We start from the raw sequence: 14,264 nt of genomic DNA on the forward strand, positions 1-14,264 counted from the left end.
AGAAGAACTGGAAAAAGTAGTCAATCAGCTTTTAAATGAAGGGGGATTGATTATTAAATGGAGTAGAAAACTTAAAAATAAGGGTAATGCTGTCAATGTAACTTAAATGCGTAAAAGCTTACCACCTGTCAAGCCCCATTATATCTGTTGAAGTTTTTGCTTGTGTCAATCGAAGCGGCGATCGCCTTATAATATCTGGTAGCCATTTTGGGGATTTGGTGCGTTACTGCGGCGAAAAAACCCGATCCCTCCTCCCCAAAGACGTAGAAGAGAGCGGCTACTCCGAGAGAGCGGTATCCATCGTCTCAGTCTTGAGTGGAATGTACCGTCATTCCCATCGGATGGTGGTTTGTACGATGTCCGACTTATTTGGGGTGAAGATGTCTCTGGGGACAGTCAATCGTCTGAGAAAGGAAGGAAGTGAGGCACTATCAGCCCTCTGTGGCGGAAGCCGAAGCCTACATCCAAGCCGCGCCGATAGTGGGGGCCGACGAGACGGGTTTTGCACAAGGAAATGCCGATGGACAAAATCCTCAGTCCAAGAGAGCTTGGTTGTGGGTAGCCGTCACCCCGTCGGTCAGCTTCTTTCAAGTCATGCTGTCGCGCTCTAGTGCAGCGGCTCAAGCAGGGAATGAGATTTGGGTGGTAGCAGGGAATTATAAAATTTTGCCATTATCTTGAATATTTTAGGAAAATTCTGTGTTACGATAGTCCGTTGGTTATCCCGTTTTCAAGTTGATTGAGGTAGAACAGTTATGAAATTAACTACTCTTTTTTCAATTTTTATCCTATCTTGTGTTAGTTTAGCTAATCCTAGCCGGGCTGAAAATCCTGATCATGTTAAGAAATTTAAGCAAACTAAACAATGTCCAGGATGTGATTTGAGTGGTGCGGATTTGAGGGGATTAAATCTAAGACAAGCCAATTTACAAGGTGCGGATTTGAGTGGTGTTAATCTAAGCGGTTCTGATTTGACAAAAGCAAACCTAAGTAATGCAATTTTGACTGGAGCTTCTTTCGGAGGTTATGTAAGCGAGACTAAGTTAATAGGAGCAAATTTATCTAATGCAAGACTTAACAGTGCCGATCTTAGTTTTGCACAATTAATGGATGCTAATTTAAGAGGAGCAAGTTTGATAAATGCTAATATAAGAAGGGCTAATTTTACAGGTGCAGATGTTACAGATACTAATTTTACGGGTGCAAAATGTAGTGATGGTAATTACCAAGATTACACTGCACCAGATGGAAGTACCAGTACAGCATGGTGTACAAGAAGTTAGGCAGGCTTATTTTTTATATTCAGTACAGCTTCGGTAAATTTCATGATACAACTCGAAGACTATTTTAACTTTCTAACCCCTAATGACATTCGCTTAAAAGGAACAAGAATTGGTATTGAAACCATTCTCTATGACTATATTTATCATGCCAAAACACCTGAAGAAATTGCTAAAACTTACTCATCTTTGAGCTTAGAACAAGTTTATGCGACTATTTTGTACTATTTGCACGACAAAGAAAAGATAACGAATTATTTAACTGCATGGATTGAACATGGAGAAAGAATGAGAGAAATACAAAAACAAAATCCTCCTCCTGTTGCAGAAAAATTGAGAAAGTTAAGGGAACAAAGAAAAGCAATCAAACAAGCAAATGAGTCTGAAATATCTCTTAGATGAAAATGTTGATCCTCTCTATGCGACTCAACTAAGAAGACTCAAACCTGATTTAGTTATTAGAGTGATTGGAGAACCTGTTACACCAGATAAAGGAACATTAGATCCTGAAATTCTCTGCTGGTGTGAAGAAAATAATTTTATTCTGGTAACAAATAATCGGACTTCTATGCCCGTACATTTAGCAGATCATCTACAAAATCATCGTCATATTCCAGGTATTTTTATTCTGAATCCTAATTTGAGTATTGGGGAAAATATAGATGAGTTAATTCTGGCGGCTGAAGCTTCATTTGATAATGAGTATCAAGACCGAATTGATTATCTTCCTTTACCTTGAATCTGTTTGACTTAAGCATAATATAATTTATCACCATCAACGATCTTCATTATTTTGCCGTTGTTGTTCTTCCCAATCGCGCTGTTCTTGTTCTTTCCACTGGCGATATCGTTCTTCTGCTTCTACACGATCACGATGACGCGCCTCTGCGTGACCCGCTTGAGGAATTGTATCTTTCTGCTCCCCTGATGTGCTTGAAGATCCTCCAGCTATTGCACAAGCGATAAAACCAATGACTCCCAATATGAAATTGATGAAATTATCACCAGTCAATAGCCAATTTACAAACCAAAAAGTGATAAAAATAAAGAAAAATAGACGAAAAAACACACTTCTCATGGCTCTTCCTTTTTCTTGAGCAATGAACTCAGCCGCTAAAGTGCCAGTTAAAAATCCAGATAGCAAGTAAGAAATTTGTTGCCCATATATAAAAACAAAAACTAAAAAAATTGAAAGGTAAACATATAAAAAATTGACCAGAAAGCCATCCTTATCATAATTTGGATCAAAATTACTCTGACCTTCTAATAGTAAAAATCCTAGATAGCCAAAAATCAGGCTACTCAACCCAATCTGAGGAGTGTTAGTCGGGGCGAAGATCCAAATCCCCAATCCTCCAAAAATCATAGTGATCATAGTAACAATCCAAAAATCACGGATTTTTAATCGCATCACCAACCAGCTACAAATAACAAACCCTATAGTACCGACAATAAGATCTTTAAAACTACCATGTAGAAACGGGGCGAATAAAATCCCTCTTAACCCAAAAGGCCAAGAACGAGGAATAATGCCATATTGATTTAATTGATGATCAAAAACAAATTGGTCTAAAACTTCTACAATCCAGAAAATAGCGACAAAAATGCCTATAATCGTCATTTTTGTCTTTAAGTGACCAGTCATGAGATGATTAGTTCTTCTTGCCATATACTTTTTGAGGGAGAAAACTCTAGTCAGTCTCCATTATAGTTCAGACACTGAGCCAGACAACATTAACTTGCACCATCAATACTCCTGTAGGCACAATTACCGCCACCGATGCCGATAATAACCCCTTAACCTACAGTGCGATCGCTGATCTTGTAGGTTGGGCCCGTTGTGGGTAAACAATAAATATATTTTCGTAACAGAAAGCTCATGATTCATGGATGATAAGCCGTAATAACCAGACTTCTATCGTCACCATAAATTGCTTCAACACGACGAAAACTAGAATGATTCCACCAGACTTTAATTCTATTTCCCTTGGCTGGAGCAGACCCAACAACGGCATAACCAGCATTGAACATCAATTGTTCAAAAACTTCTGCTGGCATTGTTTTAGATGAAATGGGAGAAAGACCATCAATTTGATGCTTATCGAGGGTCATAACTCCCTTTATAGGTTGTAAAAATTTGATAACCGGGTAAAACTAAGCTGATACCCGCAAAACTATGTATTGTTCCTGGATAACTTTCTTCTGCATCACTACCCCCCAATCGCCAACAAAAAGAACCCAACCAAATATAAAAGCCTGGAATCAGTGCGTCCATCGAATAGGCAATATGCTTTAACTGAGGGTTAACTTCGTTTGATGATCCCTTTTTTTGGGAAACTTTTATTTTCATTTATTTTCATTATTTTAAACTTATAATCGTTTAAGAACTATACCATATTTTTATTAGCATTGACGATGACAATTATCACAATTCCACACTTAAACCCTTTGGTGCGATCGCTGATATGGTAGGTTGGGTTGAGGAAGGAAACCCAACGCTAATCAAAGATATTTGAAGGCCTTATTATCTTCAACCGTCCCATCGAACTAAGATAGTGCAAGCTTAAAGATGGCTTTTAGTTGTCAGCTAAATTTTTGCGCCAATTTCGTCAAATTGCTTCAAGAGATTTGATTGCGAACGCCACTGAAAGCAGCGTATGCGATCGCTATAGCATCTACAGCATCATTAATGGGCATTTTTGTCAATCCGAATAAATACTTAATTTGTTCGGCCACCTCCGCTTTAGTGGCCCTACCATGGCCCAGATGACATTTCCAACTAGCTTGATGGAGGAAAATCGGTTCAATTCCCCCATCGCGACAGCTAACCAGATTGATAATTCCCAATGCTTGCAGGACTCCACCGGCTGCCTTGATTTGCCGGTTAAAAAAGGGCATTTCCACGGCAATTTCCCCCGGTTTATATTCTGCGATTAACTCCTTTAAATCCCGTTCAATTTCGATCAAACGCTGGGCAGTAGAAAGATTTTTAGAAGTTTCGATCGTGCCGTAATCGACTAAAATCGGCATTAACTCACTATTATCCCGGAGAATAGCCCAACCGACAATCGCTAATCCGGGGTCGATACCCAACCAAGTAGTCATAGATTAAGCCAAAAAATCTTGGACGATTTGGAGGATTCTTTGGGATGCTTGTCCATCTCCAAAAGGATTAATGGCATTAGCCATACGATCATAGGCGATTTTATCCCCTAATAATTCTCCCGCTTGTGCTAAAATTTGCTCTGGATTAGTACCAATTAATTTCGCTGTTCCCGCTTGTACTGCTTCCGGTCTTTCCGTGGTTTCTCGCAATACTAAAACCGGTTTTCCTAAACTGGGGGCTTCTTCTTGAATGCCCCCAGAATCAGTTAATAATAAATAACAGCGTTGAATCGCCCCCACTAACTCGGCATAATCGAGAGGTTCGGTTAAAAATACCCTGGGATGATTGCCCAAAGCGGACTGTATTGGTTCTCGGACGGTGGGATTGCGATGCAGGGGTAATAATAGGGCGGTATCGGCATATTTTTCTAACAACAAAGTGAATCCTTTGATAATATCCTGTAACGGTTCGCCCCAATTTTCCCGGCGGTGAACCGTGGCTAATAAAACCCGATAATCTGACCAATTTAAGCCCGCAATTTGACATTCTGGGGCGGTTTTGGCTACGCTTAATAAAGCATCAATAACCGTATTACCGGTGTGGTGAATATTTCCTGTCACCCCGGATTTTTGTAAATTTTCCACGGCTAAAGTAGTGGGAGCAAAATGTAGGGTAGTCAGTTGAGAAATTAGGCGGCGATTAGCTTCTTCGGGATAGGGATTATAGATATCATTAGTTCTTAATCCTGCTTCCACATGAGCGATAGGAATTTGTTGATAAAAAGCCGCTAAAGCAGCAGCAAAAGCAGTGGTAGTATCACCTTGCACAATAATTAAATCTGGTTTTATGCGCTCAAAAACCGTTTCTAAACCCCGTAAACTGCGGCAAGTAATATCAGTTAACGTTTGACGAGTTTGCATAATATCGAGATTTTCATCTGCTTTTAAAGCAAATAATTCCATCACCTGCGCTACCATTTCTTTATGCTGTCCCGTCAGAATTACATGGGTTTGAAACTGTTCCGATTCTTGAAAAGCACGAATAACGGGAGCTAATTTAATCGCTTCGGGACGAGTTCCAAGAGTAATACAAATTGATTTCAACATATTATTATCAGTTATCAGTTATTTTAGCCATCAGGAGACAGGAGACTCCGAGACAGGAGACTCCGAGACAGGAGACTCCGAGACAGGAGGATTATTTTTATTTATTCTCCCTAATTCATAATTCATAATTCACAATTCATAATTCATAATTCATATTCTATCTCTTGAATTGTGCTGTTTTGTCATTTTTCACTCGTTTGTGGTTGTTGAACGATAAATTGGGGATAGAGTTGCATTTGCTTAGGATTTAAAGGTCGAGAGATGGTCAAAACTTTTTGTTTAGCTAACTCTTGAGTCATGGTATCTAAAGTTTGAGCGATACGCAAATTATATTCTAATTGTTCCCCGGAAGAAAGCAGATTACTTAAGCCATCGATTAAACGTCTTAAATTCTCGCGAAATTGGGGATCACCGATTAACTCATCGATATCGGAGGTGATTTTTTGAGTATTTTCAAAAGTAACCCTAGCGGATTCGAGAGTTTTTTGCAGTACGACAATTGTAGCAGGATCGTTAATAGTTTTAGTAATTTCTCGTAAATTATTCGATGTTTCCACCGCATTATTCAAAATAGTCTCGATATTTTGCATGACTTGTTTAGTATCAATTTCATCTAAACCTGCATTCAACCTCAGGGCGGTATTATTGAGATTATTAGCGAGACTACCAATACCTAAACTAGCTTGATTAATATTACCGAGAGTATCAACAATTTGTCCGCGATTTTCGCTGAGAACAGCATTGAGATTAGCGACCAATTGGGAAGATTGTTGAAAAGTCCTGCTGATTTGACTGCGATTTTCCTGAACGGTATTATCTAAAGTATTGACAAAACGGGAGGCATTATTAGCCGTATTAGTGACCGAGCGACTGGTGGTAGCTAATTCCAAAGATAGACGAGAGATTTCTCTTTGGGCATTACGGATAGTCTGGGAGGTATCATCGGATAAACGGGCGATTTTTTGAGCTGCTATAGCGGTATTTTTGGTGACATCATTGAGATTACCCACAAATTCAGGACTGGTAAAAGTATCCACTAAACGACCAACACTAGACATTAATTGTGTTCCTGTTGTCCCCTGTAAACGAGTATTATTACAGAGAATTAACTGTTGATCACAGTCGGGAGCCAGAGGGTCGAGATTTTTGGCCTCAGCACTTAAAGAAACTAAGGGAGTGATATCGATGGCTGCCTCCCCAATTAATCCGGAAAGATTGGTAGTAACAGTTACCTTCCTAGGCATAACTAAAGTAGCAGAAGCGATTTCGGCAATAACTTCCACTTGATTGCTTCCCGGGATAAAACTTGTAATTCTTCCCACTCTCACCCCGCGAAAACGCACCGGCGCCCCGACTTGTAACCCTTCCACGTCGGCAAACTCGAAGATTAATTGATAGGTTCTTTGACCAAATCCTCCCCCGCGAACCCAGATAGCGAGCGCCCCAAAGACCAATAATCCGCCTAGAGCAAACAAACCTAGTCTTCCTTCCCGTAAAGCTCGCGAACTCTGCATGATTTTTCTCTCATTCTCGATAGTTCTTAATTTAGCTTAATCTAGCTTAAACGATTGTCCTAATCGGGCCTTCAATGCTGGCGCTAAAAAATTGCCGGATCATGGGATGATCGGTACGATCGATATCTGCCACTAATCCCTGCCATTGCACTTTTCCCTGATAGAGAAATACTACTCGATCGGCGGTGCGTCGGATGGTGCTTTGTTGGTGAGAAACCATCACATAAGTGTTCGCAGACCCCGATTTTTCATGGAGAGTCCGCACTAGATCCTCGATAATTGTGGAAGCTATCGGGTCTAATCCGGCGGTAGGTTCATCATACAGCAGTAATTCAGGATTATCGGCCGGATTATCGGGATTAGTGATAATAGCGCGGGCAAAAGCCACCCGTTTACGCATTCCCCCCGATAGTTCCGAAGGATAAAGGTCACTAATTCCCTGTAAACCGACCATTTCCAGGCTTTTTTCCACTAATTCCCTAATTATGGCTTTTTTTAAATTAGTTTGTTCATAAAGATAAAAACCGACATTTTCCCCGACGGTGAGAGAATCAAACAGGGCCGTTTGTTGAAAAACTAAGGAAGTTCGCATCGCTTCTCGACCATCTTCTAGCAATCCCTGACGCAATTGACCTTTAATACGAATTTCTCCAGCATTTATCCCCGTTAATCCCGCAATTAACCGTAAAACCGTTGATTTTCCCGTTCCCGACGGCCCGATAATTACCAGGGCCTCCCCTCGATAAATGGTTAAATCTAAACCATCGAGAATAACATTATCCCCGAATCTTTTCGATACTCCTCTCAATTCAATTAACGGTTCTTTCATGAAATCAAGATTAATGTCGCTTAATTATCTTATAGCCTCTGGAATTTTAGGGAGATGGGGAAGTGGGGGAGTGGGGAGTGGGGAAGTGGGGAAGTGGGGTGTGGGGAAGTGGGGTGTGGGGAAGTGGGGAAGTGGGGAAGTGGGGTAGATAGGGAAGTGGGGAAGTGGGGAAGCTGTCTCATCACCCTATCACCCTATCACCCCAAAACCCTATCACCCCAAAACCCTATCACCCCAAAACCCTATCACCCCAAAACCCTATCACCCCAAAACCCTATCTCCTGTCTCCTGCCTCCCGACTCGATTCTGGCTGCTATAGTAGAAAAGCACCCATTGCTGACGATATCTGAGGTAGATTGCCGTGACTATTGCTTTAGACCAACTGCTTACCCCCGACATTTTTCGACCAGCGCGTTATTTGGGCAACGAGTTAGGCGCTAAACATAAAGAATGGGCAAGTGCGGTGGTTCGTTGGGTGTTAACCTATCCGGAAGTGTACGAAGTGGGGGCATCTAACCTCGGCCATATTATCCTCTACAATATCCTCAATGCACAACCTCGCCAACTCTGTGATCGCACTTATTTACCCGCACCGGATTTAGCCCAAAAACTCAAACAGACAAAAACCCCCCTATTTGCCCTAGAATCCCGTCGTTGCCTCACCGATTTTGATATTCTGGGTTTTAGTCTCAGTTATGAGCTAGGAGCCACCAATATTTTAGAAATGCTCGACCTAGCGGCAATTCCCTTGACTTGGAGAGAAAGAGACTCAGGTAACTATCCGCTAATTTTTGCCGGGGGACAAACTGCCACCTCTAACCCCGAACCCTATGCCGACTTTTTTGATTTTATCGCCCTTGGTGATGGCGAAGAATTATTGCCAGAAATCGGTTTAATTTTAGAAGAAGGTAAACTAGCTAATCTAAGCAAAGAAGAACTATTACTAGATTTAGCCCAAATTCCGGGGGTATATGTGCCGCGTTTCTACGATGTCACCCCAATCGGTGCAGTTATCCCCAATCGTGACGATGTACCGAAAAGAATTTTACGCCGGGTAGCGACTCCTATCCCAGCCTATTCTATCGGTTTAGTTCCCTTCGTGGAAACGGTTCACGATCGCCTGGTGGTGGAAATTCGTCGCGGTTGCACTAGGGGATGTCGTTTCTGTCAACCGGGGATGTTAACCCGTCCCGCGCGGGATGTGCAACCGGAAGCAGTAATCGAATCGATTGAAAAAGGAATGCGAGCGACGGGATATAACGAATTTTCCTTATTATCTCTCAGTTGCTCCGATTATCTAGCTCTACCTGCCGTGGGTATGGAGATTAAAAACCGTCTCCAGAATGAGAATATATCTCTATCGTTACCCAGTCAAAGAGTCGATCGCTTTGACGAAAATATTGCTAACATAATTGGGGGCAATCGTCAATCGGGTTTAACCTTTGCACCGGAAGCGGGAACCCAACGAATGCGCGATGTGATTAACAAAGGGTTAACCAACGAAGAATTACTCAGAGGGATAAAAACTGCTGTCGAACAGGGTTGGGATAAGGTCAAACTCTATTTTATGATTGGTTTGCCAGGGGAAACCGATGTCGATGTCATCGGTATCGCGGAAACCCTGCGTTGGTTGCGTCGGGAATGTCGTTTACCGAAGCGGAAACCCCTCGATTTTACCCTAACTATCTCTAATTTTACCCCTAAACCCCATACCCCCTTCCAGTGGCATTCCGTCTCGACGGCCGAATTTATCCGCAAACAGGAGTTATTAAGACAGGAATTCCAAGGCATGAGAGGGGTAAAAGTCAATTATACTGATGTCCGCATCTCGGCTATGGAAGATTTTATCGGTCGCGGTGACAGAAGTTTAGGGAAAGTGGTGCTGCGCGCTTGGCAATTGGGAGCCGGGATGGATGCTTGGTGGGATAATACGGAAAAAGCCTATCAAGCATGGTCACAGGCGATCGAAGAATCCGGTTTAACTTGGAAATATCGTCAGATAGAACAGGGAGAATGGCATATTTTTGCCGATGCAGACAAAGATATTTTAGAGCGTCCTTTGCCCTGGGATCATCTGGATACCGGTATCGATAAAAAATGGCTACAGGAGGACTTAAAACGCGCCCTAGACGCGGCAACAGTCCCCGATTGTTCTTTTGAGGGTTGTTCCCATTGTGGCGTTTGTAGCCTCGATTTTGGTCATAATATCGTCATTGAAGCGCCTCCGATTCCCGCTTTTGCCGGACATTTTCAACCCAATCAAGAACGCGCCCAAAGAATTCGGGTTTGGTTTGGCAAAATTGGCGAAATGGCCTTAGTTAGCCACTTGGATCTGGTGCGTTTATTTGATCGCGTCGTCCGTCGCGCTGCTATTCCCATTTCCTTTACCGGTGGATTTCACCCTGGTCCGCGCATTTCGATCGCCAATGCTTTATCCTTGGGAGCAACCAGTAGCGGTGAGATTGTCGATTTTGAATTGACAAAAGTGATGGATTTAGAGAGGTTTAAACAGCAATTAAGCGCACAATTGCCCGCAGATTTACCAGTGTATCAGGTGGAAGAAATTCCCTTAAATGCTCCCGCTGCCACCCGTTTGTTAGAAAAAGCTGCGTATTTGCTCACTTTTAACAGTGAGGGAATTGACTGCCAACAATGGCAAAATTGGATCGAGGCGATTAAACAAGCAACGGTGATGGAACGGGAAAAAACCACCAAATCCGGCAAAAAAGTCACGATTAATCTGCGAGAACAATTATATGAATTAGAGTTAAAAACTGTTGACAAACAAGCCGTTTTGTGCTATGTGGGCAGTTGTCGCAATGATGGCACTTTACTACAGCCCGATCATATCGTCGAGATGTTAGAAAGGGTTTCTGGCCAAGAACTTTCGCTGCTGAATTTTCATCGTCAGCGCTTGATTTTAGGCGCTTAACCATCGTCAACTGTTCCCTTTATACTAAACTAAGTAGGGTTGGCTGAATAAATCTAAAAACCTTGTTGGGTAAGACTTTTAGACTTTTTGTCAATCAAAAAGTACCAGATCTGGGAGTGATCGGGGGGAAAATTACTGGACTTTTTCCCTGAAAATTAGGTAATTGACCCCCTCAAAATCGCTAAAACCCTACACCCCACACCCCACACCCTGTCCCCACGAAAAACTTTTTCAGCAGACCCTACTTAAGAGAGTCAGCTAATCTTGATCGACTAATTCTAAGCAATCATCAATCAAAGCTGGCCGATAATTTTGAACAACCATCGGTAAAAAAGCCCCTCTTAAACCCTTTTTTATTCTCTCGGCCGTTTGATCAAAAACCACAAATAAAGGATGAATTGTTTCTGCACCTTCACTAAACATATGTTGTTCTCTGGGGGGCATTAACCATTCATATTCTTTATCTAAACATATTTGGGTTTCGCGCCAGCGTTTCAACAAATCAGAAAAATCTTCCCCCGGACGATGGATAAAAATCAGGATTTCTGAACCTAATTTAATTTTCCATTCCGGATCACACATCAGAATCGCCAAATCACAAGCTAATTGTACCGTCTTTCTAGATTCAAGGGCAGAAGATGGACGAATTCTGACCAAGGGCAAGGGAATAGTAATTAAACTCTCTTCAGGACGACGCATACTAGGAATTAACTCTAAATAGGGGCGATATTGTCGCAATAATTCGATCGCCCCCTCACGACAGCTATATTCCGCTAATAAAGTTTCGTAAGACACAGATTCACCTAATCAAATAAAAGGAGATGAAAATTCAAATCTTGCTGATTTCCAGCTACCGGCAATAGTCACTGATCACTGATCACTGCTCAACTTATCCCAACGCATCGAAGATTTTAAACATGGGCAAGTACATAGACAAAAGAATAGTTCCCACTATCCCCGCAATACCAACCATCATCAAGGGTTCAATGATACTGGTTAAAGCTTTAACGGCCTGTTCCACCTCATCTTCGTAGAAATCCGCCACTTTCATCATCATGGCATCTAATTCTCCCGTTTCCTCCCCAATACTAATCATTTGAATTGCCAAAGGTGGGAAAACATTGGCTTTTTGTAGGGCCAAACTCATCATTCCCCCCTGCTGAATTTCCGCCTTGGCACCAGCGATCGCATTGGCAATTACCTGATTACCCACCGTATTACAAACGATGTCGAGGGAACTTAAAATCGGGACACCAGAACGCGTCAGAGTCCCAAAAACCCGGCAAAATCTAGCCACAGCCGATTTTTCATTCAAATCACCAAAAAGAGGCATTTTAAGGAAAAACTGGTCAATTTGCAGACGACCCATCGGGGTTTTGTAATAGCGACGCAGTAAAAAAACCGTGGCAACAATGGTGACAATCGGAATTAAAATCAACCAACTACGCATCACACCACTTAAAAAGAGCATAAATTGCGTTAAAGCTGGTAGTGGCACGTTTAAATCGGTGAAAATTTTCGCAAACACGGGAATTAAAAAAATTGTCATCCCGAAAAACACAATTATCGCCAAAATTCCCACCGCTACCGGATAAGTCATCGCTGATTTAATCTGGTTTTTCAAGCGGGCCATATCTTCCAAAAGTTTCGAGAGACGGTTCAGCACTTCATCGAGTACCCCCCCCATCTCTCCAGCTTCGACCATACTGACATAAAGTTCATCAAAACATTCGGGATGTTTGGCCATCGCTTCCGATAACGGAGTCCCTTGCTGTACCTCAGCACTAATCGCTTGTAGGGCTTTTTTCATCTTGGGATTACCGCATTGATCCCCCAAAACTCCCAAACATCTCACAATCGCCACACCAGCATTAATCATTACCGAAAATTGACGGGAAAAAACCGCTTTATCTTTGATGGAAATGCTGGCAAACATCAACTTTAAACCGGAAAGATCGATCTCTCCCCCCACTTTTTTGACCTTACCGACGGCGGCATATTTCGCCTTCAGCATCGTCCGGGCCTGTTCGGGAGACATGGCCTCAACTTTCTCTTGGAAAACTTTTCCAGAGCCGTTTTTAACTTGTGCGACAAAATTAGGCATAGGACAAATCAGTTATCAGTTATCAGTTATCAGTTATCAGTTATCAGATTGGAGTTTTAAGTGGGTAGATAGTGTTAAGTGAAAACTTCGGTACTTTCTTTTCACTGATTACTGGTTACTGTTCACTGATAACTGATAGGGGCTGACGAACGCTTAAAGGTTACTATTTGTTATTAAATCCGGGCTTTAGCGTTAGCGCCAGCCCCGGCGATAAGACGTTGTAATTCATCGGGTTTACCGCTTTTAGAAATGGCTTCTTCCAAAGAGACAACACCCCTAACAACTAAATTAGCTAATCCCTGTTCCATGGTTTGCATTCCTAACTTCATTCCCGTTTGAATTGCTGAATAGACTTGGGGGGCTTTTCCTTCCCGAATTAGGTTAGCGATCGCTGGAGTTACCACCATGATTTCCTGTACCATTGCCCGACCAAATTCCCCCGGTTTAGGATTTTTTTTCTTGACTAGGTTTTGACTAAAAACTGCTAGTAAAGAATTGGATAACATGGCGCGAATTTGTGCCTGTTGGTTAGCCGGAAAAACGTCAATAATCCGATCCACTGTTCCCGCTGCCGAGCTAGTGTGTAGGGTTCCGAAGACTAAGTGACCGGTTTCTGCCGCCGTGATTGCCAAACTAATTGTTTCTAAATCCCGCATTTCTCCCACAAGGATAATATCAGGATCTTCCCGTAAAGATGCTCTTAAAGCGTTAGCAAAACTCTTGGTATCTTCTCCTTTTTGTCGTTGGTGAAACAGACTTTTTATATTAGGAAAAACGTATTCAATTGGGTCTTCTACCGTTAAAATATGTTCAGACCTAGTCCGATTAATTAAGTCTAAAATTGCCGCTAAAGTGGTAGTTTTACCTGAACCTGTTTGGCCAGTTACGAGAATTAATCCCCTCGGTCTTTCCGATAACTCCCGTACTACTCTAGGTAAATTTAATTGTTCAAAGTTAGGAATTTTAGAGGACAAAGCCCGTAAACAAGCTGCATAAGCCCCCCTTTCTTTATAAACATTGACCCTAAATCTTGCTAATCCTTTCACCCCGTAGGAACAGTCTAATTCCCAATTCTGCTCTAACTCTTTTCTTTGGGTATTATTGAGCATACTAAAAATCAATTTCTGACAATCTTGCGGGGTTAAAGACTCTTCATCAATCGGGGACAGTTTGCCACTAATGCGAAAATAGACCGGCGCCCCAGACTGAATGTGCATATCGGAACCGCCCATCTCGACCAATTGTTCCATTAAATCTTCGATCATTAATTCCATAAGTTAAACCCCATCTATAAGGTAAAATCAGTGAACAGTGAAAAGACATTGGGAAAGTGCTATTTAAGACTACTCACTTAATACTCCTTACTTAAAACTCAAATCTCATAACTGATAAC

At 42.0% G+C, this 14,264-nt stretch carries 13 protein-coding genes and 1 pseudogene; 5 read left to right on the plus strand and 9 right to left on the minus strand.

Annotated elements, in window-relative coordinates; all coding sequences use genetic code 11:
- Positions 1 to 420 precede the first annotated feature (420 nt).
- The 4 genes from IM477_RS17240 (at position 421) to IM477_RS17255 (ending at position 2,019) form a co-directional block, all read left to right on the plus strand.
- On the plus strand, positions 421 to 681 hold the full coding sequence (locus IM477_RS17240; protein WP_147072116.1) for an IS66 family transposase: 261 nt from the start codon (positions 421 to 423) through the stop codon (positions 679 to 681).
- Between the two features lie 74 nt (positions 682 to 755).
- Complete coding sequence (locus IM477_RS17245; protein ID WP_287732791.1) at positions 756 to 1,283, plus strand: pentapeptide repeat-containing protein; 528 nt, start codon at positions 756 to 758, stop codon at positions 1,281 to 1,283.
- Between the two features lie 45 nt (positions 1,284 to 1,328).
- On the plus strand, positions 1,329 to 1,682 hold the full coding sequence (locus tag IM477_RS17250; RefSeq protein ID WP_287732810.1) for a DUF433 domain-containing protein: 354 nt from the start codon (positions 1,329 to 1,331) through the stop codon (positions 1,680 to 1,682).
- Entirely contained in the window at positions 1,657 to 2,019 is a 363-nt protein-coding gene (locus tag IM477_RS17255) for a DUF5615 family PIN-like protein (protein WP_194016561.1), read from the plus strand. The genes IM477_RS17250 and IM477_RS17255 overlap by 26 nt, the downstream gene beginning before the upstream one ends.
- A 348-nt stretch (positions 2,020 to 2,367) precedes the next feature.
- Here the strand turns inward: IM477_RS17255 and IM477_RS17260 are convergent.
- The 6 genes and pseudogenes from IM477_RS17260 to IM477_RS17285 all read right to left on the minus strand — a co-directional run.
- Positions 2,368 to 2,949 (minus strand): annotated as a pseudogene (locus IM477_RS17260) (rhomboid family intramembrane serine protease); the annotation flags it as partial.
- A 215-nt stretch (positions 2,950 to 3,164) separates the two neighbouring features.
- Entirely contained in the window at positions 3,165 to 3,392 is a 228-nt protein-coding gene (locus IM477_RS17265) for a hypothetical protein (RefSeq protein ID WP_002778028.1), read from the minus strand.
- 507 nt (positions 3,393 to 3,899) lie between these two features.
- Positions 3,900 to 4,385: a crossover junction endodeoxyribonuclease RuvC gene (locus IM477_RS17270; RefSeq protein ID WP_002763127.1), complete on the minus strand. Its 486-nt coding sequence runs from the start codon at positions 4,383 to 4,385 to the stop codon at positions 3,900 to 3,902.
- Between the two features lie 3 nt (positions 4,386 to 4,388).
- Positions 4,389 to 5,492 carry a non-hydrolyzing UDP-N-acetylglucosamine 2-epimerase gene (wecB, locus tag IM477_RS17275; RefSeq protein ID WP_287732792.1) on the minus strand — a complete coding sequence of 368 codons (1,104 nt, stop codon included), beginning with the start codon at positions 5,490 to 5,492 and terminating at the stop codon, positions 4,389 to 4,391.
- 182 nt (positions 5,493 to 5,674) lie between these two features.
- On the minus strand, positions 5,675 to 7,006 hold the full coding sequence (locus IM477_RS17280) for an MlaD family protein (RefSeq protein WP_287732793.1): 1,332 nt from the start codon (positions 7,004 to 7,006) through the stop codon (positions 5,675 to 5,677).
- Between the two features lie 46 nt (positions 7,007 to 7,052).
- Positions 7,053 to 7,835: an ABC transporter ATP-binding protein gene (locus IM477_RS17285; RefSeq protein WP_002739028.1), complete on the minus strand. Its 783-nt coding sequence runs from the start codon at positions 7,833 to 7,835 to the stop codon at positions 7,053 to 7,055.
- Between the two features lie 361 nt (positions 7,836 to 8,196).
- Here IM477_RS17285 and IM477_RS17290 point away from each other — a divergent pair, with 361 nt between their 5' ends.
- On the plus strand, positions 8,197 to 10,767 hold the full coding sequence (locus IM477_RS17290) for a TIGR03960 family B12-binding radical SAM protein (protein WP_287732794.1): 2,571 nt from the start codon (positions 8,197 to 8,199) through the stop codon (positions 10,765 to 10,767).
- 258 nt (positions 10,768 to 11,025) lie between these two features.
- On the opposite strand, the gene IM477_RS17295 is transcribed toward IM477_RS17290, so the two are convergent.
- The 3 genes from IM477_RS17295 to IM477_RS17305 all read right to left on the minus strand — a co-directional run bounded on the left by IM477_RS17295 (position 11,026) and on the right by IM477_RS17305 (position 14,145).
- The gene (locus IM477_RS17295) at positions 11,026 to 11,562 is read right to left on the minus strand and encodes a hypothetical protein (RefSeq protein ID WP_287732795.1); all 537 of its coding nucleotides are present in this window, start codon (positions 11,560 to 11,562) and stop codon (positions 11,026 to 11,028) included.
- 94 nt (positions 11,563 to 11,656) lie between these two features.
- The gene (locus tag IM477_RS17300) at positions 11,657 to 12,871 is read right to left on the minus strand and encodes a type II secretion system F family protein (RefSeq protein ID WP_287732796.1); all 1,215 of its coding nucleotides are present in this window, start codon (positions 12,869 to 12,871) and stop codon (positions 11,657 to 11,659) included.
- A gap of 173 nt (positions 12,872 to 13,044) precedes the next feature.
- Positions 13,045 to 14,145 carry a type IV pilus twitching motility protein PilT gene (locus IM477_RS17305; RefSeq protein WP_287732797.1) on the minus strand — a complete coding sequence of 367 codons (1,101 nt, stop codon included), beginning with the start codon at positions 14,143 to 14,145 and terminating at the stop codon, positions 13,045 to 13,047.
- Positions 14,146 to 14,264 lie beyond the last annotated feature (119 nt).

Origin of the sequence: Microcystis sp. M090S1, from assembly GCF_020246295.1 — a bacterium.
GTDB lineage: Bacteria > Cyanobacteriota > Cyanobacteriia > Cyanobacteriales > Microcystaceae > Microcystis > Microcystis aeruginosa.